Source organism: Streptomyces puniciscabiei, from assembly GCF_006715785.1.
GTDB classification, from domain to species: domain Bacteria; phylum Actinomycetota; class Actinomycetes; order Streptomycetales; family Streptomycetaceae; genus Streptomyces; species Streptomyces puniciscabiei.
Window position 1 is genome coordinate 192,118 of record NZ_VFNX01000004.1, and the last position, 26,675, is coordinate 218,792.

The following is a 26,675-nucleotide window of genomic DNA, read 5'->3' on the forward strand; positions in this document are numbered from 1 at the left end:
GTGCGCGCGGGGAGTTCCCGGAGTTCAGGATCGTGTGGCGCGGTGCTCGGTGGAAGGCAGCGGCACCGGATCGGGGCCGGCCACCACCGTGTTGGACACCTGGCCGTTGCCCGTGCCGCGCGCGGCGTAGGCGAGCATCTCCTCGAAGGTCCAGCTCATGGGAGAGAGCAGGTCTCCCGGCCGACGACCTCGCCGTTGACGTCGGCGGTCAGGGCCAGCCGCGGGAAGCCGTCCCGGTCGCGGTACGGCTCCAGTTCGTCGGCGGTGACCAGAAAGGGGCCGAGCGTGGTGGCGGTGTCCTTGCCCTTGCACGGGCCGAGAACCACCGTCATCTCGTCGGACGGCAGATCGCGGGCGGCCCGCCCGTCCGATCATCGCGACGACCTCCAGCTCGAAGTCCAGCACCTTCGAGCCGGGCGGCACCGGGATGTCGTCGTGGGGCCGTACGCCGCGTAGGGGTTGGTGAAGTCCCGCATGGGCGGCTGCAGCGGCGGCAGCAGCCGTATCTCGGAGACATGCGGACCGGGCGCGACCCCGAGCGCCGCGAGCAGATCGGGCGGGCCGCCGCTCTCGGCGAGCAGCCCGGTCAATGAGCCGGCACCGGGCAGCGGACGCAGAGTGCCCCTCGCCGACGACGGCCACATCGCGTCGGTTGCGAGAGGTGAGGGGGTGACCCCGGGGCACGGCGGGCAGTCAGGGTCCCCTCGGACACGCGTGCCAGGGCCTCCCACCCTTCGGTGGTCGTGGGCCGGGCACCTCGCAACGGGTAGGCATCGCCCGGCTGGACTTAGCTGACTTAGCGTCATGAGCGGGGCGCTTCACCGCCCGGGATCGCCCGTGTGGACCGGGCGTCCCGCTCAGCCAGGCCTGCTCCGTCCCTGGGGCGTGTCGGATTCGGCCGGGCCTGCCCGTAGCCCTGCGCACGCGTCTCTCGGCCGGTTCACCCCCTGCGCCGAGCGTTTCTCCCGTGCCGTCCCACCCCCGCGCACCGGGCGGACGTCACCCGGGCGGCTCGTTCGGCTGGCCTGCGGGTCGTCGGTGGCGGATGGTCGGAACAAGATCGGTGAGTCGAAGCTTCGTCGGACCGGTCGCGGGTCGTCCCTCCGTGTCCGTGACGAGGCGGGCCGACGCGCCGGGGGCGGGGAACGGTGAATCCATGCGCTCGGGTCGTTCCCCGCTCCTCCCGCTCCTCCCGCTCCTCCGGCCCCTCAATGCCGTTCCGGCCCAGCGAGGCTGGGGCTTGCCGCTGGGGCTCACTGCGTGCCGGAGGAGTCCGCGCTCCGTCGGTGAACCCGCTCATGAAATCCCGGTAGTTGTGAGTCGTGCAGGCCAGGGCGTCGAACGAGCCGTCCTTGCCGACGCGCCCACCGGGCAGGCCGCGCCCACCTGGCAGGCCTCGCCCGCTGACCGGGGCGCTCGGCCATGCTGCCCCTTCCAGCTAGGTTGGAATTTCCAACTCGTTCCGTGCTGGGCGCCTCGGGCTCGGTCGGTGCGGTTGAAGTGGGAAACCGATCGGTTTACTGTGATGGAAACCGATCGGTTTCCCAGTCGAGGAGATCACTATGACTTCGATCAAGGACGCTGCCGTACTGGTCACCGGCGGCAGCCGTGGCCTGGGCAGGGCGCTGGTGGAGGAGCTGTACACGCGCGGCGCCGCCAAGGTGTACGCCACGGCCCGCGACCCGCGCACCGTGACCCATCCCGACGCCGTGCCCCTCGCGCTGGAGGTCACCGACCCCGCATCCGTCGAGGCCGCCGCGGCACGGGCCGACGACGTCACGATCCTGATCAACAACGCGGGTGTCTCGGTCGGGGCGACCTCCTTCCTCGAGGCGCCCGTCGACGACGTACGCCGCGAATTCGAGATCAACTTCTATGGGCCGCTGCTGGTCACCCGGGCCTTCGTCCCCGTCATCGAGCGCAACGGCGGCGGACACCTCCTCAACGTCCACTCCGTGCTCTCCTGGCTCGGCGTCGCGGGCTCCTACAGCGCCACCAAGGCCGCTCTGTGGTCCCAGACCAACTCCCTGCGCCTCGAACTGCGCTCACGTGGCATCGGGGTCACCGGACTGCACGTCGGTTACATCGACACCGACATGACCACGAACGTCGACGCGCCCAAGTCCGCCCCGGGCGACATCGCCGCCCTGGCGTTGGACGGCATCGAGGCCGGGGCGTACGAGGTGCTGGCGGACGACATCACCCGGGGTGTGAAGGCGGGGCTGTCGGGGGACCTGGCGGCGCTGTATCCGCAGCTGACCGCGTAGGCGTCCGCCGGCGGCCGGCCAGTGGAATCCCACTGGTCACAGCCGTCGCGAGCACCGGCGTTTCGGCCACGCACCGCCGCCGCGAAGGCCTTGCGGCACTGCGACCGCGCGTTCGACGCCCCGGAATCCCGGGGCCGCGCTTCGTCCGGAAACACGTGCGTTCGAATCGCCCGCGCCCTCGTTGAGTCGGGCACCACCGGACCGTCCAGGTGCGGTGCCGACCCGAAGGAGGGACGCAGGTGACCGTGACCGACGCCTCGACAGAAGACTTCCCGCCGCCCCCTCCGCCACCGGCCACCATCACCTACGGCGGCAAGTTCGGGAAGAACCCGCTGGAAGAAGCCAGTTTCCGCGCCATGTGCGGGCGGCTGCCGGCGGTGCTGCGCAGCACCGCCGGCATGGCCTGGTCCGTCGACCGCTCCGGGGTCGTGCTGCTCCTCGTCTGCCAGTTCCTCACCGGCGTGGCGGCCGCCGTGGTCCTCGGCTGCACCGCACAGGCCATGCGCCACATCCTCGGCACGGGCCCCGTGTCAGCACGTCTGCACGGAGCCCTGCCCGCGCTCGCGGTCGTCACCGCGGCGGCGGCGGTCGGCCGCATCAGCCGGGCCCTGGCCTCCTACGCCGACGGGCGGATCACCCCGCGCCTGGTGACCGAGGCCGACGTCGCGCTCGTCTCCGCCGTCTGCCGGGTGGAGGCCTCCGCCTGCGACGAGGACGGCTTCGCCGACCGCCAGGAGGCCGCCGAGGTCGGCGTCACCCGCACCACCACGATGGTCAAGGACGCGCAGCAGTTCCTGGCCTCACTCATCCGCATGATCGCCGCCGGCGGGGTCATCACGGCACTGCACTGGCTGATGCTCCCGCTGTTGCTGCTGGCCGTCCTGCCCGCGGGCGTGGGCGCCGTGCTCTCCGCCCGCGTCGACTACGAGACCCACTACGCCAACGTCGGCGACCGCAACGTACGCGGCATGATGCGCTGGTGGGCCACCTACTCGCGGCACGGCGACGAGGTCCGCGCCAACGGCATGACCGACTACCTCGTCCACTGGTACCGCGCGCTGTCCGAGCGCATCGACCGGCGCACCCTGACCGCCGCGCCCCGCATGCTCCGCATCGTGCTGGCGACCTCCGCCCTCGGCGGTGCCTTCCTGCTCCTCACCTGGGCCGCCCTCGCCTGGCTCGCCATGACCGGGCGGGTCGCCCTGCCCGTCGCCGCGACGGCGGTGGTGGCCGTGCAGACCACGCTCGCCGCGCTGTCCCAGTTCGTGACCTACGGCGCCGCGATGTTCCACACTTCCCTCTACCTCGCCGACATGCGCTCGTTCCTCGACATGGCGGCCGAACGGGCCCCGAGGCGGGGTGAGTCGACGATCCCGGACGAGGTCGAGGAGATCCGGCTCGAGGAGGTCGTCCACCACTACCCCGGCAAGGACGAGCCCGCCGTGGACGGTGTCTCCCTCACCCTGCGGCGCGGCGAGATCCTCGCGATCGTGGGCGAGAACGGCTCCGGCAAGTCCACGCTGACCAAGCTCATCACCGGCATCCTGCTGCCGGACAAGGGCCGGGTCCTGTGGGACGGTGTCGACCTCGCGCGCGCCCGGCCCGACTCCGTCTGGCGCCGGACCGCACTCGTCCCGCAGAACTTCGCCTGCTGGCCGCTGCGCGCCAGGGAGAACATCACACTCGGTCAGCCGCGCACCCATGACGACGGTCCGGTGTGGGAGGCCGTCGACGCGGTCGGCATGCGCGAGGCGGTCGAGCGGCTCCCGCACGGTCTCGACACCCTGCTCGCACGCGAGATCTTCGGCGGCGCCGAACTGTCCGGGGGGCAGTGGCAGCGCCTGGCCTGCGGGCGCGCGCTGTACCGCCGTACCCCGCTGCTCATCCTGGACGAGCCGACGTCACAGATGGATCCGCGCGGCGAGCACCAGATCTTCCTGGAGATCAAACGCATCGCTGCGCGCCGTATCACCATCGTGGTCACCCACCAGCTGGAGAACACCCGCCTCGCGGACCGGATCGTCGTCCTGCGTGACGGCCGCGTCGTGGAGCAGGGCGGCTACGACGACCTCGTGCACGCCGACGGCCTCTTCGCCGAACTCGTCGCCCTGGCCAAGGACCGGTAGCGCGTGCAGGGCCGGACCGCGCCCTATACGATCATGATCACGCTGACGGAGAAGTCCCGCCCGGTACCCGGACCCGCGCCGTGTGGCACCCCGGCGGGACCCCACCGACGAGGGGAACCGAACGATGGAGTACGTCAAGCTCGGCACGAGCGGCCTGGAGGTCTCCCGGCTGGCGCTGGGCTGCATGAGCTACGGCGTTCCCGACCGGGGGCCGCATCCCTGGACCCTGGACGAGGAGGCCGCCCGCCCGCTCGTCCGCCAGGCCCTGGACGCGGGGATCACGTTCTTCGACACCGCCAACAGCTACTCCGCCGGCACCAGCGAGGAGATCGTCGGCCGGGCGCTCGGCGAGCTGACCCGGCGCGAGGACGTCGTGATCGCCACCAAGGTCTACTTCGCGGTCGAGAACGGCGCGGCGCGCAGCGACCGTCCCAACCGGTCCGGCCTGTCCCGCAAGGCGATCATGACCGAGATCGACCAGAGCCTGCGCCGGCTCGGCACCGACTACGTGGACCTCTACCAGATCCACCGCTTCGACCCGCACACCCCGGTCGAGGAGACGATGGAGGCGCTGCACGACGTGGTCAGGGCGGGCAAGGCCCGGTACATCGGGGCGAGTTCGATGTATGCCTGGCAGTTCGCCACGCTGCAGCACACCGCCGAGCGGCACGGCTGGACGAAGTTCATCAGCATGCAGAACCACTACAACCTCCTGTACCGGGAGGAGGAGCGCGAGATGCTGCCGCTCTGCGCCGACCAGGGCGTCGGCGTGATCCCGTGGAGCCCGCTGGCCCGTGGCCGGCTCACCCGGGACTGGGACGCCACCAGTGTCCGCGGCGAGACGGATGCCTACGGCCGCACCCTGTACCAGCCGGACGACAAGCGGATCGTCGACGCCGTCGCCGCGATCGCCGAACGGCGTGGCGTCCCGCGGGCCCAGGTGGCCCTGGCCTGGGTCGCCTCCCGCCCGGGTGTCACCGCCCCCATCGTCGGTGCCACCAAGCCCCACCACGTCCCGGACGCGCTCGCCGCGCTCGACCTCCGGCTCACCGACGACGAGATCCGGGAACTCGAAGAGCCGTACACGCCCAGGGGGATCGCCGGTCACTGAGCCCCACCGCGCGCCGGGCTCTCGCCGTACGCCCGTCTGTCCTTTCCTGGACAGACGGGCGTCACCGTATCTAGAGTCCTTGTCCAAGGTTGGAAAATCAGTCCAATGAGGAGACGGTCATGGCCGCAGCGTCCCCCGTAACGTTCGACGACGTCCGTGCGGCCGCCGCACGCCTCGAAGGCATCGCCCACCGCACCCCGGTTCTCACCTCGCGCACCCTGAACGCCCTCGTCGGCGCCGAGGTGTTCATCAAGTGCGAGAACTTCCAGCGCGTCGGCGCCTTCAAGTTCCGCGGCGCCTACAACGCGGCCGCCCAGCTCTCCCCGGACCAGCTGGCCAAGGGCATCGCCGCCTACTCCTCCGGCAACCACGCCCAGGCCACCGCCCTGGCCGCGCGCGAACTCGGCACCAGCGCGGTCATCCTGATGCCCGAGGACGCCCCACACGTCAAGCGCCAGGCGACCGCCGGATACGGCGCCGAGATCATCACGTACGACCGCTACACCGAGGACCGCACCGCGCTCGGTACGGCGCTGGCCGAGGACCGCGGCCTGGCCCTCATCCCGCCCTACGACCATCCCCACGTCATCGCCGGACAGGGCACCGCCACCCTGGAACTCCTCGACGAGACGGGCCCGCTCGACGCCCTGCTCGTGCCGGTCGGCGGCGGCGGCCTGATCGCCGGCAGCGCCACCGCCGCCAAGGCCCTGCACCCCGGCATCCGGGTCGTCGGCGTGGAGCCTGAGGAGGGCGACGACACCAAGCGGTCCCTGGAGAGCGGCGCCCGCGTCACCCTGCCCGTGCCCCGGACCATCGCCGACGGACAGGCGCTGCCCACGCCCGGCGAGATCACCTTCGAGATCAACCGCCGCCTGGTCGACGACATCGCCCTGGTCAGCGACGCGGAGATCGTCACCGCCATGCGCTTCGCCTTCGAACGCCTGAAGATCGTCCTCGAACCCAGCGGAGCCACCGGCCTCGCCGCACTCCTGGCCGGCCGCGTCGACAAGCTCCCGCCCCGCATCGGTGTCATCGCCTCCGGCGGCAACATCGACGCCGGGAGGTTCGCCGAACTCATCGCCGGATGACCGGAGTTGCGGCGCATGGTGCTCCTCGGATTCTGCGCGGGCGGTGAACCGGCGCCGCACCGCGGGCTCGGGCCGTTGTCAGTGGTCGCCCTTACGGTTTGATCAGTGAGGACCCGCGGGAACGGCCGCGGGTCCGTCCTGGGGGAGGGGTGTGCCATGACCACGGCGTCCGCGGCTACGACGACGTATCTGGAGCTGTCGCAGGAGAGCGGCGGCGCCCACAAGTTCTACGAAGTGACCGTCGACGGCTCGGTGGTGACGGTGCGGTACGGCAGGATCGGCGCCACCGGTCAGATCCAGACGACGACCTTCCCGACCGCGGAGTAGGCAAGGGCGGCCGCCGCCAGGAAGGTGGGGGAGAAGGTCCGCAAGGGATACGCCCCGGCGGTCCAGGGGCAGCGCGCCCCGCGCCCGGTGACCCGGCGTCAGGTCAGCTCGGCCCCGTCCACCGCGCGGGCGGTGGCTCCGGTGCTGTGGCGGTTCCGCACCGGTTCCGCCGCCTTCGGCATCCATGTCGACGACACACACTGCTGGGTCGGCAACCAGGCGGGTGACGTCTACACCCTCGGCCACGACGGCGCCGTCCTCGCCCGGTTCGGTCTGCCGGACGGGGTGAAGTGCCTGGTCGCCGACGACTTCTGGATCTACGCGGGCTGCGACGACGGCAAGGTCTACGACCTCTCCTCCAAGCTGCCCTTCGCCGCGTACGACATCGCCGCCGACGTCGACATCTTCTGGCTGGACATCCACGAGGGCATCCTGAACGTGTCCGACCGCGACGGCCGGCTGACCGTCATCGACCACGAGGACGAACACCAGTGGGCCCGCCGCAGCCAGGGCGGACACGCCTGGATGGTGCGCGCCGACGACCGCGCCGTCTACCACGGCCACCACCGTGGCGTCACCGCCTACGCGCCCGACGGCAGCGGCGAGTTGTGGCACACGGCCACCAAGGGCAGCGTGCTGTTCGGCTGGCAGGAGGACGACGCCGTCTACGCGGGCACGGGCCACCGCGTGGTCCAGCGGCTGTCGAAGGCGACCGGCGCCATCGAGGCGACGTACGCCTGTGACAGCGCGGTCTACTCATGTGCCACCTCCCCGGGCGGTCGGTTCGTCTTCGCCGGGGACGCCGCGTCCTCCGTCTACTGCTTCGACCAGCAGGGCACGCGCCTGTGGAAGCTGGGCACGGGCGGCGGCTCGGCGCTGTCGATGCAGTACCGCGGCGAGCGGCTGTACCTGGTGACCACCGACGGCTCGCTGGTGTGCGTCGACGCGAGCGAGACGGCCATCGCCGCGGCCGAGCAGGGCACGGTGCCGGTGGCGCGGGACGTCAAGCTCGCCGCGGCCCTGCCGACCTACCAGCCCGCCACCGCCGCGGCCGCGGTGTCCACCGTCGCGCAGGCTCCTGCCGGAGCCGTGGTGGTCGAATGCGTGCGGGACGGCGGCCGGCTGCGGGTGCACGTGGTGTCCGAGGGCTACGACGCCTCCTGGAACGTCCAGTTCCCGCGCGCGATACGTGAGCCGGGCGCCCGCTATGTGGTGGACGCCCTGCACCCGGCGGCCGGCGGTTTCTACCGCATCCGCGGCGACATCCGCCGCCTGCTGTGACGCCGTCACTGCCTCCGGGCGGCCACCCGTGCCTCAGGTCCGCACGCCGTCGCCTACGTCGGCAACTACCGTGCCCTACCGGGACGTTGACGGGTGTACGCGCGCGCTCCGGCACAGCAGGACGCGAGCCGTCAGGGGCGTACGCTCTCGGCCTCCGCCAGCACCTCCCGCGCCACCGGGAGCACCTCGGCGCGGTCCTGAGGGACCAGGCCGATGCGGGTACGGCGGTCCAGGAGGTCCGACTCGTCGAGCGCGCCCTCGTGCCGGACCGCCCACAGCAGTTCCGCGCGGGTCACCGGATGGCCGGGCAGGACCGGCTCGGCCAGGGCGGGGTCCTCGGCCGCGAGGGCGTGGACGGCCTCGGCCTCGGTGCCGTAGCGGCGGACCAGGCGCGGGGGCGCGGACAGGGCGCGCAGCCGGGCGGGGGCGGCGGCGCCGACCAGGGGCAGCGCGGCGGTGGGGGAGGGCGCGGCCGTCAGTCCCCGCGCGGCGGTCGCGGCGTCCACGGCGTCCTGGGCCATCCGCCGGTAGGTGGTGAGCTTGCCGCCGACGATCGTCGTGATGCCGTCGGGGGACGTCAGCACCGCGTGCCGGCGGGAGATGTCGGAGGTGCGGGCGGGTTCGCCGTCACGGCCGTCGTGTCCGGAGGTGTCCAGCAGGGGGCGCAGACCGGCGAAGGCGCCGACGACCTCCTCCCGGGCCACCGGTGCGTCCAGGACCGAGCCCAGCACGTCCAGCAGGAAACCGATGTCGGTCTCGGGCACGTCCGGGACGTCCGGGATCCCGCCCTCGACCGGCTCGTCGGTGAGACCGACGTACACCCGGCCGTCGCCCTGGGGCAGGACCAGGACGAAGCGGTTGGTCTCACCGGGTATCGGGATGTGCAGGCCGGCCGGCAGGGTGCCGAGCCGTTCCGAGCGCAGTACCAGATGGGTGCCGCGGGAGGGCCGGATCCGGATGCCCTCGACGAGGTCGCCCGCCCACACCCCGGTCGCGTTGATGACCGCGCGGGCCCTGATCTCGCCCTCCTCGCCGGTGAGTTCGTCGCGGATCCGGGCACCGGTGCCGGTCAGCTCCAGCACCCTGACCCGGGTCAGCACCCGGGCGCCCTGCGCGGCGGCCGTTCTGGCCAGGGCGGTCACCAGCCGGGCGTCGTCGGTCACCTTGCCGTCCCAGGACAGCAGTCCGCCGCGCAGTCCGGCCGGGCGGACCGCCGGCGCCAGGTGCCGGGACTCCGTCGCCGTCAGCCGGCGCGGGCCGGGCAGGACCTGGCGCGGGGTCCGGGCGGCCAGCCGCAGCATGTCCCCGGCGCGGAACCCGGCCCACGCCAGCGAGGCCTGGGCCCGGGACACCAGCGGGGTCAGCGGCAGGACGAACGGCTGGGCGGCCACCAGGTGCGGGGCGGTCCGTGTCATCAGCACTCCGCGCTCGACCGCGCTCTCGTGCGCGACGTCGAACTGCGCGGAGGCCAGATAGCGCAGGCCGCCGTGGATGAGCTTCGAGCTCCAGCGGGAGGTGCCGAAGGCCAGGTCGTGGGCGTCCACCGCGGCGACGTCAAGACCGCGGGCCGCCGCGTCCAGGGCGGCTCCGGCCCCGGTGGCGCCGAGCCCGACGACCAGGACGTCGACGACCCTGCCGTCGGTGGCCTCGGCCAGTTCGCGCCTGCGGCGGTGGGCGCTCAGGGACGAGCCGGCGCCGGTCCGGGTGTGGCTCATGGCGTGAGGGTCCTCTCCAGGAGGGTGCGCAACTCGCCGAGGAAGGCCGCGGAGTCGAGCTCCGGATCGTCCTCGTCGGTCATCGTGCGCAGGGACAGGGTGAACGACTGCACGGTCAACAGCAGCGCGCGGGCCTGCCGTTCGACATGCCCGGGGCGCACGGAGCCGTCCGCGTGGCCCTCGCGCAGCCCGTCGGCCAGCAGCGCCAGCAACGCCTCCTGGCTCGCTCCACGGCGGTCGAGCACATAGGGGAGCAGCAGTTCCGGATCGACGTCGACGATCTTGCGGAAGAGCGGGTGCGCCCGGAAGGCCTCGACGCCCGCCACCAGTCCGTCCACGATCCGGGTGCGGGTGTCCGTACCGGAGCCGGGTTCGGGGATCGCCCGGGTGGCCACGTCGATCCACTCGCGCGTCATCAGGTCGCCCACGAGGGTCCGCAGATCCGGCCAGCGCCGGTACAGCGTCATCCGCGAGACACCGGCGCGGCGGGCCACGTCGGCGAGGGTGGTGCGGCGGACCCCGACGGCCAGCACACAGTCGCGCACCGCGTCGAGCACCTGATCGTTGTCCGAACCGTTGTGACGAATAGGCGTCATGTGTCACAGTGTAACGCCCCGGGGGCCGGGCGCAGCAGACACCGTCCCCCGGAGACGGCCCGTCGGCCGTCGCGCCAACCGAGTACACCGAGCACATCGAGCACACCGACCCGTGAGGACGACCGTTCAATGGACATGCTGTGGAACGGCTGGGGCGACCCGGCCAAGGCGGCCCCGCTGCCCGAGTCGGTGACCGGACTGCTGCGCGACCTGCTCGGGGTCAAGCCCCGCACCGCGCCCGCGCTCGCCCTCGAGGACATCGACCTGCCCGCCACCACAGCCGCCCGCGCCGCGCTCAAGTCGCTCACCGAGGCCGTCGGCGCCGCGGAGCACGTCCGCACCGACAGCGAGAGCCGCATCCGGCACACCCGCGGCAAGTCCACCCCCGACCTGCTGCGCGTCCGCGCCGGGGACTTCTCGGACGTCCCGCAGGCCGTGGTGCTGCCCGGCTCCCACGACGAGGTCCTCGCCGTCCTGCGCGCCTGCGCCGCGCACGGCCTGGCCGTCGTCCCCTTCGGCGGCGGCACCTCGGTCGTCGGCGGACTCGCCCCCCAGCGCAGTGCGTTCATCGCGCTGGACCTGCGCCGCATGAACGGCCTGCTCGACCTGGACCCGGTCTCGCGTACCGCCGTGCTCCAGCCCGGTCTGCGTGCCCCCGAGGCCGAGGCCCTGCTCGCCGAACAGGGATTCACCCTCGGCCACTTCCCCCAGTCCTTCGAGTGGGCCACCATCGGCGGCTTCGCGGCCGCCCGCTCCAGCGGCCAGGCGTCCGCCGGATACGGCCGCTTCGACGAGATGGTCCTCGGCCTGACCCTCGCCACCCCCGAGGGCACCATCGAGACCGGCCGCGCCCCGCGCTCCGCCGCCGGACCCGACCTGCGCCAGCTGGTCCTCGGCTCGGAGGGCGCCTTCGGCGTCATCACCTCCGTCACCGTGCGGATCCGCCCGCTGCCGCAGGTTCGGATCTACGAGGGCTGGCGGTTCGCCTCCTTCGAGGAGGGCTCCGCCGCGCTGCGCAGGCTCGCCCAGGACGGTCCCCGGCCGACCGTGCTCCGGCTGTCCGACGAGACGGAGACCCTCATCGGCCTGGCCCAGCCCGACGCCATCGGCGGCGACCTGTCGCAGAGCGCGGCCGGCTGCCTGGCCATCACCGGCTACGAGGGCACGGCCGAGGACACCGCGCAGCGCCGGGAACAGGCGGCGGCCGTCCTCACCGCCTGCGGCGGCACCCTCCTCGGTGCGGAACCGGGCGAACGCTGGGCCCACGGCCGCTTCTCCGCGCCGTACCTGCGCGACGCCCTGCTCGACGTCGGCGCCTTCGCCGAGACCCTGGAGACCGCCGCCTTCTGGTCCCGTGTCCCCGACCTGTACACGGCCGTGCGCACCGCCCTCACCGACACCCTCACCGAGGCCGGCACCCCGCCCCTGGTGATGTGCCACATCTCCCATGTGTACGAGAACGGCGCCTCGCTGTACTTCACGGTCGTCAGCGCCCAGGGCGAGGACCCGGTGGCACACTGGACGCCCGCCAAGCGCGCGGCCAACGAGGCCGTACTGGCGGCCGGCGGCACCATCTCCCACCACCACGGCGTCGGCACCGACCACCGCGACTGGTACGAGCGCGAGGCCGGACCGCTCGGCATCTCCGCCCTGCGCGCCGTCAAACGCCGCCTGGACCCCGAGGGCGTCCTCAACCCCGGCGTCCTGCTCCCCATCGACTGACCCACCGCCCCACTCACCCACCGCCCCACTGATCCACGGACCGGTCCCACCCGATCCGCCTGCTTCGGAGGCACACCGATGCGACAGTTCACCGCCGTCGTCAACCCCACCGCGGGCGGCTCCACCGGGGCGGCGACACTGCTGCACCTGGCCCGGCTGCTGCGCGAGGCCGGAGCCGAGCTGGAAACGGAGTACAGCCACAGCCTCGCCCACGCCCAGGACATCGCCCGCCACGCCGGCGAGCGCGGCCGGATCGTCCTGGCGGTCGGCGGCGACGGCATCGCGGGCGGCATCGGCGGCGCGCTGAGCGGTACCGGGACCGTCCTCGGCCTGGTGCCCGCGGGACGCGGCAACGACTTCGCCCGCGCCCTGGACCTGCCCGCCGACCCTGCCGCACTCGCCGCGATCCTGCTGCACGCCGAGCCCCGGCCGGTCGACACCATCGAGGTGGAGTCGGCCGTCCACCCGCGCACCGTGGTCCTCGGCAGTGTCTACGCCGGCGTGGACGCGGTGGCCAACCGGCACGCCAACCACTCCCGGCTGCTGCGCGGTTCCGCCTCCTACTACGCGGGCGGCCTGCGCGCCGTCACCACCTGGCGGCCGGCCGACTACCGGGTCACCGTCGACGGTGAGGAACACACGCACCGCGGATACACCGTCGTCGCCGCCAACTCCCCCTACTACGGCTCCGGTCGGCTCATCGCCCCCGACGCGCGCGTCGACGACGGCCTGCTGGACGTGGTCATGATCCGGGAGGCACCGCGCCGGCTGTTCTTCGCCCTCATGAACGAGCTGAAGTCGGGCGGACATGTGCACCGTCCGGAGGTACGTGTGCTGCGCGGCAGGGAACTGCGCATCGAGGCGAACCGGCCCGTCCCCTATGGCGCGGACGGCGAGGTCGACGCCACCCTCCCGGTGACCGTGCGGGTACGGCCCGGGGACCTGCCGGTGCTGTACTGACCCCGGTCACCGTCGACCGGGAACATCGGGAAGCGGTACGGCGTCGGTGCATGACCAGCCTGCCCTGGGTAGGGGGAGGAGAACCGGCCGAGCGCGCCGGGGAGGGGTTGGTCGGTCATGACACTGGAGCCCGCCGAGGGCGTGGTGCAGGCGGTCGTCCTGTACGACGGACGGTTGCTGCTCGTGGCGGACGGCCACGGCTGGGCACTGCCGTCCGGTACCCCCGAACCGGCCGAGCCGGCCGAGGCCACCGCGGCCCGCGTCGTCTACGAACTCACCGGTTACCTCGTCGACGGCACCGAGCCCCTGACCCCGCCCCACTCGGCGGCAGCCGACGGGGCGTCGGCGGTGGTGTGCCAACTGCTGAGCGAGTCCCCGTCGGACGGGGCCGGTCTCGCGCCGGAGCAGGTGCGCTGGGTGCCGATCCCCGAGACCGCCGGCGCCGCCCTTCCACCGGCCGTGCGCGAGTACCTCCGGGGGCACACGCCCGTGTGACGTGCCTGCCGGTCAGCGGTCCGCCGCGTCCGGCCTGCGCGCGAGGAACCGCTGCCGGTCGACGACCGCCCGGTCGATCCGGCCCGTGGCCACCAACCCTCTCTCGCGGTCGACGGCCCGCACCACGAACGTGATCCGCCCGCGATGACGGAGGCGGACGGTTCGGCGCTCACCTCCCCCGGCCACCGACCGGCGTGTCCCGCACATGCCGAACCCGCACCACGGTGCCGACAGCGGTCCGGCCGGACCCGGCGAAGACGGTGGCGGCCCCCACGGTGACCGCCCATCACGCCGGCTCCGCCCGGTCCGGCGCGCCGTACGGCGCAGGGGGCTGTACGGCGGGATGCCTGGTTTCAACGGCCGAGCAGTCGCAGCATGTCCACCGCGGTGTCGACGGCGGCCCGGCCGGACTCGGTGCGGCCCCCACGGTGGCCGCCTCCGTCCAGGCGGTCAGCCGCGGTGTCGTCCTCGGTCACCTCGTGTTCCATCCCATCACGCCGGCCCCGCCCGGTCCGGCGCGCCGTGCGGCTCGGGGAGCTGTGCGGCGGGATGCCTGGTTTCAACGGCCGGGCAGCCGCAGCACGTCGACCGCGAGGCCGTCCGCCAGGACCAGGCCGCGCACCATCGCCGTACCGTCGAGCGGCAGCGGTGTCACCTGCTGGCCCGCGGTGAACCCCGGCAGCAGCCGGGTGTCGCGCCGGGCGGCACCGGGGCACCGGTGGCGATGGGCACGGCCGAGTCCGGCGCGAGCGGCCCGGGCTCGCCGAGCCGCCAGGGGCCGGGTCCGGCCACGGCCCAGCCATCCATCGCGGTGGTCGCGAACGGCGGCAGGTCGGTGAGCGCGACGAGCGGTTCGGCCGGCGCGTGCCCGAGTGCGCCGGTCAGGGTGCCGGGGCGCGCGGGCAAGGCGTCCGGGATGCCGTCGTACGGGTCATCGTCGGTGCGCGGTCCGAGGAAGTCGAAGAGGCCTCGTTCGTCTGCCTGCAGGCGCCGCCTGTCTGATAACCGGCGCCTATCACGCCATCGAGAACACCTCTTTGACGTGTCTCCGAAAAGAGGCGGATGCTGCCTCGCAGTGCCCATCGGAGAAAGAGGCGGACCGGACCATGAGCGGCATCGAGGACCCCGTCGACGATCTGTCGGTCACCCCGCCCAAGCGCTGGGCGACCGGTGTCCCGGCGGTGACGCACGCGCTGGAGTACTCGCTGGGGCAGACGACCGTACGGCGCACCGCGCTGACCCTGCTGAACATCAACCAGGTCAAGGGATTCGACTGCCCGGGATGCGCCTGGCCCGAGCCGGCACCGGGCAAGCGGCACCGCAACGAGTACTGCGAGAACGGCGCCAAGCACATCAGCGACGAAGCCACCTCGCGCCGCGTCACCGCCGAGTTCTTCCGCCGGCACTCGATCGCCGAACTGGACGCGAAGTCGGACTACTGGCTCAACCAGCAGGGCCGGCTGACCGAGCCCATGATCAAGCGGCCCGGTGCGCGGCACTACGAACCGGTCGGCTGGGACGAGGCGCTCGACGTGCTCGCCGGAGAGCTCCGCCGGCTGGACTCCCCGGACGAGGCCCTCTTCTACACCTCCGGCCGGCTGAACAACGAGGCCGCATTCCTGCTGCAGCTCTTCGCCCGCGCCTACGGCACCAACAACCTCCCCGACTGCTCCAACATGTGCCACGAGTCCAGCGGTTCCGCGCTGATGGAGACCCTGGGCATCGGCAAGGGCAGTGTCTCCCTGGACGACATCCACACCGCGGACCTCGTCTTCGTCGTCGGACAGAACCCGGGCACCAACCATCCGCGGATGCTGACCGCGCTGGAGGAGACCAAACGCAACGGCGGCAAGGTCATCGCCGTGAACCCGCTGCCGGAGGCCGGACTCATCCGCTTCAAGCACCCGCAGAAGGCACGCGGAGTGATCGGCCGGGGCACCGCCATCGCCGACCAGTTCCTGCAGATCCGCCCCGGCGGCGACCTCGCCCTCTTCCGGGCACTCAACCGGCTGCTGCTGGAGGCCGAGGACGAGCGCCCCGGCACCGTACTCGACCACGCCTTCCTCAGTGCCCACACCACCGGCTTCGCCGACTTCGCCGACCACGCCCGGAAGATCGCCTGGGAGGACGTCCTCAACGCGACCGGGCTCACCCGCGAGGAGATCGAGCGCGTCCACGACCAGGTGCTGGACAGCGGAAAGATCATCGTCTGCTGGGCCATGGGCCTCACCCAGCACAAGCACGGCGTTCCCACCATCCGTGAGGTCGTCAACTTCCTGCTGCTGCGCGGCAACGTCGGCAGGCCGGGCGCCGGCGTGTGCCCGGTGCGCGGCCACAGCAACGTCCAGGGAGACCGCACGATGGGCATCTGGGAGCGCATGCCCCAGGCGTTCCTCGACGCCCTGGGAAGCGAGTTCGGCTTCACCCCGCCCGCGAAGCACGGCCTGGACTCGGTCGACGGCATCCGGGCCATGCGCGACGGGACGGCGAAACTCTTCCTCGGCGTCGCCGGCAACTTCGTCCGGGCCACCCCCGACAGCCATGTCACCGAGGAGGCGATGCGCCGGTGCCGGCTCACCGCGCACATCTCCACCAAACTCAACCGCTCCCACACGGTCTGCGGTGACACCGCCCTCATCCTGCCCACCCTCGGCCGCAGCGACCGCGACATCCAGGCGTCCGGTGAGCAGGTCGTCACCGTCGAGGACTCCATGAGCGAGGTGCACGCCTCCCGCGGACGCCTGGCCCCGGCCTCCCCGCACCTGCTCAGCGAGGTCGCGATCATCAGCCGGCTGGCCCGCCGGACCCTCGGTGACGCACCCAACATCCCCTGGGAGGAGTTCGAGGCGGACTACGCCACCATCCGCGACCGCATCTCCCGGGTCGTCCCGGGCTTCGAGGACTTCAACGCCCGGGTGGCCAGGCCCGGCGGCTTCCGGCTGCCCAACCCGGTCAACCGGCGCGTCTTCCGCACCCCGAGCGGCAAGGCGGTCCTCACCGTCAACGAGTTCACGATGCCGCACATCCCCGAGGGCCATCTGCTGTTGCAGACACTGCGCTCCCACGACCAGTGGAACACCGTTCCGTACGCGATGGACGACCGCTACCGCGGCATCCACAACGCCCGCCGCGTCGTGCTCGTCAACCCCGCCGACCTGGCCGCCCTCGGGCTCGCCGACCGCGACCGGGTGGACCTCGTCGCCGTCTGGCACGACGGGCTGGAGCGCCGGGCGGAGGACTTCCGCGTCGTCGCCTACCCCACCAGCCGCGGCTCCGCCGCCTCCTACTACCCCGAGACCAATGTCCTGGTGCCGCTGGACAGCGTCGCCGACATCAGCAACACCCCCACGTCCAAGGGCGTGTTGATCCGCCTGGAACCCGCGCGAGGGGCAGGACCATGGGACGAGTGACGGTACGGCGGCCGGTGCTCCGGATCCGCGACGGAGTGCCCTCCGCCCGGCCGGACACCCTGGCCGCCGAGGAACCGATGGAGATACGGGTCGGTGGGCGTCCCCTCACCGTGACCATGCGTACCCCGGGCGACGACTTCGACCTCGCGGCCGGCTTCCTCGCCGGCGAGGGCGTCGTCCACGCCGCCGCCGACGTGACGGCAATCCGCTACTGCGCCGGCGCCACGGCGGACGGCGGCAACACCTACAACGTGGTGGACGTCGCCCTCGCCCCGGGCGTCGCCCTGCCCGACGCGTCGCTGGAGCGGAACTTCTACACCACCTCCGCGTGCGGCCTGTGCGGCAAGGCGAGCCTGGACGCGGTGCGCATGGCCAGGAGGTGGTCCGTGGCCGAGGATCCGCTGAGCGTGGGCCCGGAGCTGCTGGCCACCCTGCCCGAAAGGCTCCGCGCGGCCCAGAAGGTGTTCGACAGCACCGGGGGCCTGCACGCGGCCGGACTGTTCACGGCCGACGGCGAGCTGCTGTGCCTGCGCGAGGACGTGGGCCGGCACAACGCGGTGGACAAGGTCGTCGGACACGCCCTGCGCTCGGGCCTGCTGCCGTTGCGCGGCACCATGCTGATGGTCAGCGGCCGTGCCTCCTTCGAGCTGGTGCAGAAGGCCGTACTCGCCGGCATTCCCCTGCTGGCGGCCGTCTCGGCCCCCTCCTCGCTGGCCGTGGACCTGGCGGCCGAGAGCGGGCTGACCCTGGTCGGCTTTCTGCGCGGTACGTCGATGAACGTGTACGCCGGTGCGGAGCGGTTCCGGCCGCAGCCGGCGGGCTGACGCGGTCTGGTGGCGGCGCCGGGGCCGGCGGGGTGGGGAACCGGGGAGCCCCCGAAGCCGCTGCCGCGGCCGCTCCCGCGCCCGGCAGGACGGCCGAGGGCTCGGTGTGCCGAGCAGCGGACGGCGACCGGCTGGTCCAGCGCCCGGGGGAGCCCGGCGGCCCCGGGACCACCGGGGGAATCGGCCGACGGCTCCGCGGACGGGCGGGACGCGCTCGGCAGGCCGTCAGCATCCCTCGCGGACGGCGACCGGCCGCACCAGGGCGACGGCGGTGCACACGGGCCGGATCCTGACCGGTGCCATGGGCGCACACCGGCGGCCCGGATCCGCGTCCGGCGTTGTCGGTGTGCAGCGGCGGGCTGGATTCGCGTCCGGCACCGCCGGCGCGCAGCGGCGAGCCGGATCCGTGCCCGGTACTGTCCGGCGTACCGTGGCCGGCCGTGCCCCCGCCCGGCACTGTCGGCGCACCGTGGCATGCCGTGCCCCCCGCCCGGAGCCGTCGGCTACCGCCCGGGATCCCCCGGTACGCGCTCCAGGGCCGAGGCCACGTCCGTGGAGCGGGCGATGTCCGTCAGCGCCCTCGCCATCACCGAACCCGGTTCGCGGGCGGCGATCACCAGCCCCACCGGCACCGCCGCGGCGGGTTCGACCAGCGGCACCGTGCGCATGCCGTGCGGCACGCCGAACACATGGAGCCAGGCGTGCGGCACGATGGCGGCCCACCGGCCGGTCCGCACATGGGCGAACAGCGCCGCCACGGAGTCGGTCTCCAGCCGGGGCGAGGGCTGCGTCCCCGCCCGCGCGAACAGCTCGTCCAGCACCCGGCGGCCCTGCATCGCCGGGGTCAGCATGCACAGCGGCAGCCGTGAGGCCTCCGCCCAGGTGGCGCTCGTACGCCGGGCCAGACCGTCGGCGGCCGTGAGCAGCAGGACGTACCGCTCCCGGTACAGCGGAACCGTGTGGAAGCCCTCCGACACGTCCTCGCGCAGATAGGTGACCCCGGCGTCGAGCTCGAAGTTCTGCAGCTGCCGCAGGATGTCCACCGACTGCATGTCGGCGATGACCTCGACCGTGACCAGCGGGTGCGCCGCGCAGAACGGTCCGGTCAGCTGGGCGACGGCACCGGAGGCGGTCGGCACCGTACCGATCCGCATCCGCCCGCTCAAGCCGCTGCGCAGGACGTCGACCTCGTCCTTGAGGGCGTCACGGTCGGCGAGGATCCGCTGCGCCCATACGACGATGCGCTCTCCCTCCGGGGTGAGGCCCTCGTACTTGCGGCCGCGTCGCACCAGCGGTACGTCGAGTTCCTCCTCCAGCTTGCGCAGCGCCTCCGACAGGGCGGGCTGGGAGACGTAGCAGGCCTGGGCGGCACGGGCGAAGTGCCGCTCCCGGGAGAGGGCGACGAGGTATTCCAGCTGGCGAAAGAGCACGGCACGGGTGTACCCGACCGCACCCCGCGACGCCAGTCGGGGCCCGGACCCCGGACTGGGCCGACCCCCGTTCCGTGTCCTCCGTTTGCGGCGCCGTGCCCACCGGGGTTGAGTGATTACGGACCCCGGAACAACCACCCCGCGGATGCCGGCCTCCGCGCCCAGGAGCTGCCATGTCGATGTCGTTCGGTGCACCGTTCGGTTCGTCGGATCCCTTCAGCGAGTTGTTCAACCGCTTCTTCGGGATGTCGCCCGCGTCGTCGCCCCCCGCGGTGCAGCGGGTGCCCATCGGCCGGCTGCTGACGGAGTCGTCGCAGGAACTGCTCAACCTCGCCGCGCGGCGGGCGGTCGAGGACGGCACGTCCGACCTGGACACCGAACATCTGCTGTGGGCCGCCACCAAGGTGGAACCGTCCCGGAGACTGCTCTCCCAGCTGGACGTCGACCCCGACACGCTTGCGGCCGAGATCGCCAAGATCCTTCCCCGGGAGTCCGGCGAGCCGTCCGCGCAGCCCGGCCTCACCCCGGCGGCCAAGCGCACGCTGGGCGCAGCCTACGCCCGGTCCCAGGCGGCCGGTGTCTCGTACATCGGTCCCGAGCACGTCCTCGGCGCCCTGCTGGGCGACAGCGACACGGGCGCCGCGAGGCTGCTGCGCGCCGAGGGCATGGACACGGGAAAGCTGGCGGATCTGACCGAACAGGCCGCGCGCGGAGAGGGAGCTCCCGCCGAACGGAAGAAGACGCCGGCGACGACGCTGGACGAGTTCGGCCGGGATCTGACGGAGGAGGCGAAGGCGGGGAAGCTGGATCCGGTGGTGGGACGCGCCGAGGAGATCGAGCAGACCGTAGAGATCCTCTCCAGGCGGTCGAAGAACAACCCCGTGCTGATCGGTGAGCCCGGTGTGGGCAAGACGGCGATCGTGGAGGGGCTGGCGCAGCGGATCGTGGCCGGTGAGGTGCCCGACAGCCTCAAGGACAAGAGGGTCGTGGCGCTGGACCTGTCGGGGATGGTGGCCGGGGCGCAATATCGGGGCCAGTTCGAGGAGCGGTTGAAGAAGGTCATCGAGGACGTCCAGGCCGCGAAGGGCCGGATCATCCTGTTCATCGACGAACTCCACACCGTCGTGGGCGCGGGGGCGACGGGGGAGGGGTCGATGGACGCGGGCAACATGCTCAAGCCCGCCCTCGCCCGCGGTGAACTCCATGTCGTGGGTGCCACGACGATCGACGAGTACCGCAAGTACGTGGAGAAGGACGCGGCGTTGGAGCGGCGGTTCCAGCCGGTGATGGTGCCGGAGCCGACGGTGGAGGAGACGGTGCAGATCCTGGAGGGTCTGCGGGACTCCTACGAGGCGCACCATCAAGTCCGGTTCGGCGACGGTGCGTTGGTGGCCGCCGCGGAACTCTCCGACCGCTACGTCACCGACCGTTTCCTGCCCGACAAGGCGATCGACGTGATGGACCAGGCCGGTGCGCGGGTGCGGCTGCGCAGCGTGGGCAGGTCCACGGAGGTGGTCAGCCGCGAGGACCGCATCGCCCAGCTCCGCCGCGAACTCGACCAGGCCGTGTCCGTGGAGGACTTCGAGAAGGCCTCGGAGCTGAAGCGGCAGATCGCCGAGGTGGAGGGTGAACTCGCCGGCATCGAGGAACGCCGCGAGGGTGTGGTGTCGGTGACGGCCGGCGACATCGCCGACGTCGTCTCCCGCCGTACGGGGATCCCGGTCTCGCAGCTGACGGCGAGCGAGAAGGAGAAGCTGCTGAGGCTGGAGGAGGAGATGCACGCCCGGATCGTCGGCCAGGACGAGGCCGTCACCGCCGTCTCCCAGGCGGTACGGCGCAACCGGGCGGGGATGGGGGATCCGGACCGGCCGGTGGGATCCTTCCTCTTCCTCGGTCCGACGGGTGTCGGCAAGACCGAACTCGCCAAGACCCTCGCGGCGTTGCTGTTCGGGGACGAGGACCGGATGATCCGGTTCGACATGAGCGAGTTCCAGGAGAAGCACACCGTCGCCCGGCTCGTGGGTGCCCCTCCCGGATACGTGGGCTATGAGGAAGCGGGCCAGCTGACCGAGAAGGTGCGCCGCCGGCCGTACAGCGTGGTGCTGTTCGACGAGGTGGAGAAGGCGCACCCGGACGTCTTCAACACCCTGCTGCAGATCCTGGACGACGGCCGGCTCACCGACGCCCAGGGGCGCACCGTCGACTTCCGGCACTGCGTGGTCATCATGACGTCCAACATCGGCGCGCACCGGATCCTGGACCACAAGGGTGATGTGTCCGAGCTGAAGGACGAGTTGATGGAGGACCTGCGGACCAGGTTCCTGCCGGAGTTCCTCAACCGGATCGACGACATCATCATCTTCCACGGGCTGACCGAGGACGATCTCGGGAAGATCGTGGACCATCTGCTGGACCGGAGCAAACGCCGCGTCCACGCCCAGGGGATGGCGCTGGAGGTGACCGAGGAGGCGAAGAGGCTGCTCATCGCGCACGGCCACCAGCCGGAGTTCGGTGCCCGGCCGCTGCGCCGCACGATCCAGGCGGAACTCGACAACCGGATCGCCACCCTCCTGCTGAGCGGCGATGCGGAGCCCGGGGACACCATCGTCGCGGACGTCGAACACGACTCCCTCCACTGCCGGGTCCGCAAGGACAGCGGCTCCGGTGAACCCGCCGGGGCGGGGGCCGCGCCGGCGGAGGGGTGACCGGGGTCCCCGCCGACTGCGCACCGGTCAGCCGTGCTCGCTCTGCTCCCCGATCGACACCACGACCACGCTCGACGGTCCGTCGGGCGTGTCGAAGTGGACGGAGTCACCGGGGCGGTGGCCGGTCAGTGCGCGGCCGAGCGGGCTGTCGGAGGTGACCAGGTTCTGGTCCAGGGCCTCGGCGAGCTCGCCGATCCGCAGCGTCTCCACCGAGCCGTCCCGGAAGCGGACGGTGACTGTGCTGCCCACGCCGACCACGTCTGTCGGGGCGGGCCCGGCGACGTCGGCTTGGCGCAGCCGCTCGGTGATGGTCTCGATACGACGGTCCAGGCGGTCCAGCTGATCGGCGCGCTGCAACTGGTCGGCCTGGTCGGCCTGGTCGCCCACCTCCGTGGTGTCCTGCAGGGTTCCGGCGACGAGCCGGCGCTCGTCGCGCAGGTCGGCCAGCTCCTGCTCCAGGGCGCGGCGGGCAGCGGCACTGATCGGCTCCGGGTCACCGGTCATTCCGGCTCCTCTGTCCAGGGGAGAATTTTGATTATTCGGGCATTTTTCGCATCGTATCAACGGGAGTGCGAGGTCGTGCCGTCGCCTGTCCGCGGTCGTGGCGGCGGCTGCGGTGGAGGCGTCAGGTGTCCCGATATACGGTGTTTTCACGTGTTCTGTTTTGCAGGTTTCCCGCTCCCCTCCAGGAGGTTCCCATGTCCTCGAAGCGACGCCGGAAGAAGAAGTCGCGCCGCGGCCATGCCGCCAACCACGGCAAACGGCCGCAGTGCTGAAGACCTGACGGACACGGACAGGACCATGGGCGCCGGCACCCTCGCGGACCGGCGCCCTCCTTGCGTGCGCCGCCGGATGCGTGGGACATCGGGCCGGAGGAACGCCAGACTCGGGCACATGACAACGCCGACGTCCCCTCCCGCACCCTCGGCCGCTCTCACGCCGAGGTGCGCCACATGACCTCCGCAGTGGTGGTGGGCGGCGGGCCCAACGGCCTGGCCGCCGCCGCTCTCCTCGCGAAGGCGGGTCTGGACGTCACGCTCCTGGAAGCGGCGGACGAGGTCGGCGGAGGGACCCGCAGCGACGAGGCGATCGTGCCGGGACTCGTACACGACTGCTGCTCGGCCGTTCATCCCATGGCCGTCGGCTCCCCGGCCCTGCGCGCGCTGGAACTCGAACGGCAAGGGCTGCGCTGGTTGTTGCCGGACATCGACTGCGTGCACCCGTTGGACGACGGCAGCGCCGGGGTGCTGCTGCGTTCCGTGACGGACACCGCCCGCATGCTGGGCCCGGACGGTGACCGGTATCGCACGCTCCTCGCCGGCCCGGTACGTCACTGGGACGCCCTGGTGCACGATGTGATGGGCCCCCTGCTGCGCGTCCCCGCGCACCCACTGGCGCTCGCCCGCTTCGGCCTGCCGACCGCGCTTCCCGCCTCCCTCCTGGCCCGCCTCTTCACCACCCCGCAGGCGCAGTCCCTGTGGGCGGGTGTGGCGGCACACGCCTTCCGTCCGCTGTCGCGCCCGTTCACCTCCGCGATCGGGCTCGGCATCCTCACCGCGGGCCACGCCGCCGGCTGGGCCGTGGCCGAGGGCGGCTCACAGTCCATCGCCCGCAGCATGGAACGCGTACTGCGGATGCACGGAGGCACCGTCCACACCGGCGTGCGCGTCACCCACCACCGGCAGCTGCCGCCCGCCGACGTCACCCTCCTCGACCTCGACCCCGGCCAGGTCGCCGCCCTCTACGGCGACCGGCTCCCGGCCCGGGTACGCGGTGCCTACCGGCGGTTCCGGCGCGCCCCCGCCGTCTTCAAGCTCGACCTGGCCGTCGAGGGCGGCGTGCCCTGGCGGAACGAGCACGCACGCCGGGCCGGCACCGTGCACCTCGGCGGCCCGCTCGCCGAGGTGGCCGGCGCGGAGGGGGCCGTGGTGGCCGGCCGCATGCCCGAGCGCCCCTTCGTGCTCGTCGGCCAGCAGTACCTGGCGGACCCCTCCCGTTCGGTGGGTGACGTCCACCCCGTCTACACCTACGCCCATGTGCCGTACGGCTACGACGGCGACGCCACCGAGGCGATACTCCGTCAGCTGGAGCGGTTCGCCCCGGGTGTCCGCGACCGCGTTGTGGGCCGCCGGGCCACCCCGCCCGCCCGGTTCGCCGCCGCCAATCCCAATTTCTCCGGCGGCGACATCATCACCGGGGCGCGGACGACCCCGCAGCTCCTCCTGGGTCCTCGCCCGACCGCCGAGCCGTACTCGACCGGCCTGCCGGGGGTCTTCCTGTGCTCGGCGGCGACCCCTCCCGGTCCCGGCGCGCACGGCATGTGCGGCGCCGGAGCCGCGGCGGCCGCACTGCGGCACCTGGGGTTACGGGCCGCACGCCGCCACTGACCCGCCGCCGGCCCGGGCGAACGGCCTGACGGCCGCGGGGAGGCACCGCCGCGGGACTCGGTGGACCCCCGCGGCGGGTGAGGTGCCCCACCCGGATACCGCGCGGGTTGTACGGCGCTCCGTCCTACCGCGGCCGGTGGAGCCGGGAGTCAACTCCCGGGCTGGCGACGGCGGAAAGCGCCGGCGCCTACCTTGTGTGCCGTGCCGAGAGGCACTCGACCATCAGGGGGAACACCATGCGAACGAACATCCTGACCAGGGCGCTGGTCACCGTCACGACCGCTGCAGCCCTGGCCGCCGGCGGCCTCGCCGCCGCGGGCACCAGCGTCGCCGCTCCCGTCTCCGCCCACCCGGCGGTGACCACCGGGGCCGTCACCCCGCAGGCGGTGAACAACCTCGGCCTGAACGCCACCCAGGCCAAGAAGGTGCAGCCCTGGCGGAGGACGTACTGGCACTACACCGGGGCCATCGACGGACAGCTCGGCCCCAACAGCTGGAAGGCCTTCCAGCGCTGCCTGAAGCAGTACTGGGGCTACACCGGCCCGATCGACGGCATCGCCGGCTCCGGCACCAAGGCCGCCTTCAAGCGGTTCGCCGACGGCCACTGAGGGTCTCGGCGCTGCGGAGAGGGCAGGATTCGAACCTGCGTGGGCCCCTACGAGCCCGACCTCGAGCCAACGCTCACCGGTCCCCGATCAACCACTCCGGGCACCTCTCCTCGCTCCCGGCTCCACGGTCTCCCGCTGCGCCGTTCCCATGGACAACAGTGCCGGATCCGCCTGATCCGGCACTGACGCGCCACTGACCGCCCGGCGCGGAGCCCGGCCGCCGGTGCGAGGCGTGCGACCGGGCAACGGCCGCGCGGCAGAGGCGAGGAGAGGCACACGGGCAGGGCGAAGCCTCGCCCAGGCCCCGTCGTCGAACCCATGGCGCCGAATCCCTGGACGCCGACGAGGGGGCCGCCGGTGCTCAGTTCGACCTTGCGGATCTGTTCGATGGTGTTGCCCATGATGACGCTCAGGCCCCTTCCGGCACCCGGCGGGCGTCCGCGTAAAAGTCGATCTCGGCGTCGAGCACGGTGAGCGTGTCGTGCAACTCGGCGCTGCGCGCGAGGACTTCGCGCCGCGTCCGCTCCAGCATCCGGTGCCGTTCCTCGTAGGTCTGCGCCCCCTGGCGGACCAGCTCGGCGTAGCGCACCATGTCGGCGACCGGCATTCCGGTCAGCCGCAGCATGGTCACACAGGTGAGCCACTCCAAGTCCCGGTCGTCGAACCGGCGTTGGCCGGCGTGCGACCGGTCCACCTGGGGCAGCAGGCCGATCTGCTCGTACCCGCGCAGGGTGTGCGGGCGGAGTCCGGTGAGCGCCGCGACCTCCCTGATGGTGTGGCTGTCCCGGCCATCGGGCCGGGGCAGCTGTGGCACCACGGGCGCACAGGGGTCCATGGACGAGGATGTCAGGGGGTGCTGTCGATCACCGTCATGCGGGACACGCCAGAACGTTCAAGTGCGCTTGAAGCAAGTGCGTTCCGCGCGGTGACTCAGGGATGGAGCTTGCGCCGCCCGGCGAGCATGGCGACGAACTTCTCGATGCGGGCCGCCCGGGTCTGCGGCTTCTTGGCGTCCTGGACCCGGTAGAGGATCGCGTACCGGTTGCGGCTGTCCAGCGTCGCGAAGAAGTCCCGCGCCTCCGGAGCCGCCTCCAGGGCCGCCCGCAGGTCATCGGGCACGGTCGCCGTGCGCTGACCCTCGTACGCCGCCTCCCAGCGGCCGTCCGCCTGGGCCCGCTCCACCTCCCGCAGGCCGGCCGGCCGCATCCGGCCCTGCTCCATGAGCTCGGTGGCCTTCTCCCGGTTCACCTTCGACCACTTGCCGCCCGGCCGGCGCGGGGTGAAGCGCTGCAGCCAGTACCGCTCGTCCAGCTTCTTCTTCTGCCCGTCGATCCAGCCGAAGCAGAGCGCCGACTCCAGCGCTCCCGCGTAGTCGACGCCGGCGAGCCCCGAGTCCTTCTTCGGGATCATCAGCCAGATGCCGGGCACGTCGGCGTGATGCTCCTCCAGCCACTGCTCCCACGCCTCCTGCGTGGCGAAGGCCAGGACCGGATCGGCCCCGTTGCGTGCTCCACCCGTCTGTGCTGCATCCGGCATGGCCCACATCAAAACCCACCCCGGCGACACGGTCAATCGGCAGGCACGCCGGGGCACCGACGCGCGGGTCGCCGGCGGTCCGCCAGT

At 72.4% G+C, this 26,675-nt stretch carries 22 protein-coding genes and 3 pseudogenes; 14 read left to right on the top strand and 11 right to left on the bottom strand.

Annotation, left to right across the window (positions count from 1 at the left end; translation table 11 throughout):
- Positions 1-24: 24 nt before the first annotated feature.
- Positions 25-684 (bottom strand): annotated as a pseudogene (locus tag FB563_RS38780) (fumarylacetoacetate hydrolase family protein).
- Positions 685-1,562: 878 nt separating this feature from the next.
- Between FB563_RS38780 and FB563_RS38790 the strand changes: the two are divergent.
- The 5 genes and pseudogenes from FB563_RS38790 (at position 1,563) to FB563_RS38810 (ending at position 8,200) form a co-directional block, all read left to right on the top strand.
- Positions 1,563-2,267: an SDR family oxidoreductase gene (locus FB563_RS38790; protein ID WP_055709680.1), complete on the top strand. Its 705-nt coding sequence runs from the start codon at positions 1,563-1,565 to the stop codon at positions 2,265-2,267.
- Between the two features lie 245 nt (positions 2,268-2,512).
- Entirely contained in the window at positions 2,513-4,393 is a 1,881-nt protein-coding gene (locus tag FB563_RS38795; protein ID WP_055709690.1) for an ATP-binding cassette domain-containing protein, read from the top strand.
- A gap of 124 nt (positions 4,394-4,517) precedes the next feature.
- Positions 4,518-5,504: an aldo/keto reductase gene (locus FB563_RS38800; RefSeq protein WP_055709679.1), complete on the top strand. Its 987-nt coding sequence runs from the start codon at positions 4,518-4,520 to the stop codon at positions 5,502-5,504.
- A 119-nt stretch (positions 5,505-5,623) separates the two neighbouring features.
- Positions 5,624-6,592 carry a threo-3-hydroxy-L-aspartate ammonia-lyase gene (locus FB563_RS38805; RefSeq protein WP_055709678.1) on the top strand — a complete coding sequence of 323 codons (969 nt, stop codon included), beginning with the start codon at positions 5,624-5,626 and terminating at the stop codon, positions 6,590-6,592.
- A 156-nt stretch (positions 6,593-6,748) separates the two neighbouring features.
- A pseudogene (locus FB563_RS38810) lies at positions 6,749-8,200 on the top strand (WGR domain-containing protein).
- Between the two features lie 131 nt (positions 8,201-8,331).
- Here FB563_RS38810 and FB563_RS38815 read toward each other — a convergent pair.
- Entirely contained in the window at positions 8,332-9,915 is a 1,584-nt protein-coding gene (locus FB563_RS38815) for a glycerol-3-phosphate dehydrogenase/oxidase (protein ID WP_142219225.1), read from the bottom strand.
- Complete coding sequence (locus FB563_RS38820) at positions 9,912-10,511, bottom strand: TetR/AcrR family transcriptional regulator (protein ID WP_055708236.1); 600 nt, start codon at positions 10,509-10,511, stop codon at positions 9,912-9,914. Before FB563_RS38820 ends, FB563_RS38815 begins: the two co-directional genes overlap by 4 nt.
- A 129-nt stretch (positions 10,512-10,640) precedes the next feature.
- Between FB563_RS38820 and FB563_RS38825 the strand changes: the two genes are divergently transcribed.
- The 3 genes from FB563_RS38825 to FB563_RS38835 all read left to right on the top strand — a co-directional run bounded on the left by FB563_RS38825 (position 10,641) and on the right by FB563_RS38835 (position 13,688).
- Entirely contained in the window at positions 10,641-12,233 is a 1,593-nt protein-coding gene (locus FB563_RS38825) for an FAD-binding oxidoreductase (RefSeq protein ID WP_055708235.1), read from the top strand.
- 78 nt (positions 12,234-12,311) lie between these two features.
- Entirely contained in the window at positions 12,312-13,193 is an 882-nt protein-coding gene (locus FB563_RS38830) for a YegS/Rv2252/BmrU family lipid kinase (protein ID WP_055708234.1), read from the top strand.
- 117 nt (positions 13,194-13,310) lie between these two features.
- The gene (locus FB563_RS38835) at positions 13,311-13,688 is read left to right on the top strand and encodes an NUDIX domain-containing protein (RefSeq protein WP_055708233.1); all 378 of its coding nucleotides are present in this window, start codon (positions 13,311-13,313) and stop codon (positions 13,686-13,688) included.
- 12 nt (positions 13,689-13,700) lie between these two features.
- On the opposite strand, the gene FB563_RS43360 is transcribed toward FB563_RS38835, so the two are convergent.
- The 3 genes from FB563_RS43360 to FB563_RS44675 all read right to left on the bottom strand — a co-directional run bounded on the left by FB563_RS43360 (position 13,701) and on the right by FB563_RS44675 (position 14,594).
- Positions 13,701-13,895, bottom strand: a complete 195-nt coding sequence (locus FB563_RS43360; RefSeq protein WP_167528554.1) for a hypothetical protein — start codon at positions 13,893-13,895, stop codon at positions 13,701-13,703.
- 146 nt (positions 13,896-14,041) lie between these two features.
- The gene (locus tag FB563_RS45045; RefSeq protein ID WP_267888660.1) at positions 14,042-14,164 is read right to left on the bottom strand and encodes a hypothetical protein; all 123 of its coding nucleotides are present in this window, start codon (positions 14,162-14,164) and stop codon (positions 14,042-14,044) included.
- Positions 14,165-14,339: 175 nt separating this feature from the next.
- The gene (locus tag FB563_RS44675; RefSeq protein WP_055708232.1) at positions 14,340-14,594 is read right to left on the bottom strand and encodes a hypothetical protein; all 255 of its coding nucleotides are present in this window, start codon (positions 14,592-14,594) and stop codon (positions 14,340-14,342) included.
- Positions 14,595-14,794: 200 nt separating this feature from the next.
- On the opposite strand from FB563_RS44675, the gene FB563_RS38845 reads away from it, so the two are divergent.
- Positions 14,795-17,098, top strand: a complete 2,304-nt coding sequence (locus FB563_RS38845; protein WP_055708231.1) for an FdhF/YdeP family oxidoreductase — start codon at positions 14,795-14,797, stop codon at positions 17,096-17,098.
- Positions 17,086-17,922: a formate dehydrogenase accessory sulfurtransferase FdhD gene (gene fdhD / locus FB563_RS38850; RefSeq protein WP_055708230.1), complete on the top strand. Its 837-nt coding sequence runs from the start codon at positions 17,086-17,088 to the stop codon at positions 17,920-17,922. Before FB563_RS38845 ends, fdhD begins: the two co-directional genes overlap by 13 nt.
- A gap of 503 nt (positions 17,923-18,425) precedes the next feature.
- On the opposite strand, the gene FB563_RS38855 is transcribed toward fdhD, so the two are convergent.
- Positions 18,426-19,352 (bottom strand): LysR family transcriptional regulator, encoded by a 927-nt coding sequence (locus tag FB563_RS38855; protein WP_055708229.1) that lies wholly within the window; start codon positions 19,350-19,352, stop codon positions 18,426-18,428.
- Between the two features lie 173 nt (positions 19,353-19,525).
- On the opposite strand from FB563_RS38855, the gene FB563_RS38860 reads away from it, so the two are divergent.
- Entirely contained in the window at positions 19,526-22,057 is a 2,532-nt protein-coding gene (locus tag FB563_RS38860) for an ATP-dependent Clp protease ATP-binding subunit (RefSeq protein WP_055708228.1), read from the top strand.
- Between the two features lie 27 nt (positions 22,058-22,084).
- On the opposite strand, the gene FB563_RS38865 is transcribed toward FB563_RS38860, so the two are convergent.
- Positions 22,085-22,561 (bottom strand): GreA/GreB family elongation factor, encoded by a 477-nt coding sequence (locus FB563_RS38865; RefSeq protein WP_055708227.1) that lies wholly within the window; start codon positions 22,559-22,561, stop codon positions 22,085-22,087.
- A 194-nt stretch (positions 22,562-22,755) separates the two neighbouring features.
- Between FB563_RS38865 and FB563_RS45675 the strand changes: the two genes are divergently transcribed.
- From FB563_RS45675 to FB563_RS38875, 3 genes are all read left to right on the top strand, one after another.
- The gene (locus FB563_RS45675) at positions 22,756-22,833 is read left to right on the top strand and encodes a 50S ribosomal protein bL37 (protein ID WP_373305753.1); all 78 of its coding nucleotides are present in this window, start codon (positions 22,756-22,758) and stop codon (positions 22,831-22,833) included.
- Positions 22,834-22,893: 60 nt separating this feature from the next.
- Positions 22,894-24,444, top strand: a complete 1,551-nt coding sequence (locus tag FB563_RS38870; RefSeq protein ID WP_324615860.1) for a phytoene desaturase family protein — start codon at positions 22,894-22,896, stop codon at positions 24,442-24,444.
- 236 nt (positions 24,445-24,680) lie between these two features.
- Complete coding sequence (locus FB563_RS38875; protein ID WP_055708225.1) at positions 24,681-25,052, top strand: peptidoglycan-binding domain-containing protein; 372 nt, start codon at positions 24,681-24,683, stop codon at positions 25,050-25,052.
- A 14-nt stretch (positions 25,053-25,066) separates the two neighbouring features.
- Here FB563_RS38875 and FB563_RS43365 read toward each other — a convergent pair.
- The 3 genes and pseudogenes from FB563_RS43365 to FB563_RS38890 all read right to left on the bottom strand — a co-directional run bounded on the left by FB563_RS43365 (position 25,067) and on the right by FB563_RS38890 (position 26,588).
- A pseudogene (locus FB563_RS43365) lies at positions 25,067-25,162 on the bottom strand.
- A gap of 299 nt (positions 25,163-25,461) precedes the next feature.
- On the bottom strand, positions 25,462-25,887 hold the full coding sequence (locus tag FB563_RS38885) for a MerR family transcriptional regulator (protein ID WP_055708224.1): 426 nt from the start codon (positions 25,885-25,887) through the stop codon (positions 25,462-25,464).
- A gap of 95 nt (positions 25,888-25,982) precedes the next feature.
- Complete coding sequence (locus FB563_RS38890) at positions 25,983-26,588, bottom strand: YdeI/OmpD-associated family protein (RefSeq protein ID WP_055708223.1); 606 nt, start codon at positions 26,586-26,588, stop codon at positions 25,983-25,985.
- Positions 26,589-26,675 lie beyond the last annotated feature (87 nt).

Coding starts and splice junctions, on each gene's coding strand:
- FB563_RS38790 (WP_055709680.1), top strand. CDS start 1,563: ATGACTTCGATCAAGGACGCTGCCGTACTGGTCACCGGCGGCAGCCGT.
- FB563_RS38800 (WP_055709679.1), top strand. CDS start 4,518: ATGGAGTACGTCAAGCTCGGCACGAGCGGCCTGGAGGTCTCCCGGCTG.
- FB563_RS38805 (WP_055709678.1), top strand. CDS start 5,624: ATGGCCGCAGCGTCCCCCGTAACGTTCGACGACGTCCGTGCGGCCGCC.
- FB563_RS38815 (WP_142219225.1), bottom strand. CDS start 9,915: ATGAGCCACACCCGGACCGGCGCCGGCTCGTCCCTGAGCGCCCACCGC.
- FB563_RS38820 (WP_055708236.1), bottom strand. CDS start 10,511: ATGACGCCTATTCGTCACAACGGTTCGGACAACGATCAGGTGCTCGAC.
- FB563_RS38825 (WP_055708235.1), top strand. CDS start 10,641: ATGGACATGCTGTGGAACGGCTGGGGCGACCCGGCCAAGGCGGCCCCG.
- FB563_RS38830 (WP_055708234.1), top strand. CDS start 12,312: ATGCGACAGTTCACCGCCGTCGTCAACCCCACCGCGGGCGGCTCCACC.
- FB563_RS38835 (WP_055708233.1), top strand. CDS start 13,311: ATGACACTGGAGCCCGCCGAGGGCGTGGTGCAGGCGGTCGTCCTGTAC.
- FB563_RS43360 (WP_167528554.1), bottom strand. CDS start 13,895: ATGTGCGGGACACGCCGGTCGGTGGCCGGGGGAGGTGAGCGCCGAACC.
- FB563_RS38845 (WP_055708231.1), top strand. CDS start 14,795: ATGAGCGGCATCGAGGACCCCGTCGACGATCTGTCGGTCACCCCGCCC.
- fdhD (WP_055708230.1), top strand. CDS start 17,086: ATGGGACGAGTGACGGTACGGCGGCCGGTGCTCCGGATCCGCGACGGA.
- FB563_RS38860 (WP_055708228.1), top strand. CDS start 19,526: ATGTCGATGTCGTTCGGTGCACCGTTCGGTTCGTCGGATCCCTTCAGC.
- FB563_RS38865 (WP_055708227.1), bottom strand. CDS start 22,561: ATGACCGGTGACCCGGAGCCGATCAGTGCCGCTGCCCGCCGCGCCCTG.
- FB563_RS45675 (WP_373305753.1), top strand. CDS start 22,756: ATGTCCTCGAAGCGACGCCGGAAGAAGAAGTCGCGCCGCGGCCATGCC.
- FB563_RS38875 (WP_055708225.1), top strand. CDS start 24,681: ATGCGAACGAACATCCTGACCAGGGCGCTGGTCACCGTCACGACCGCT.
- FB563_RS38885 (WP_055708224.1), bottom strand. CDS start 25,887: ATGGACCCCTGTGCGCCCGTGGTGCCACAGCTGCCCCGGCCCGATGGC.
- FB563_RS38890 (WP_055708223.1), bottom strand. CDS start 26,588: ATGCCGGATGCAGCACAGACGGGTGGAGCACGCAACGGGGCCGATCCG.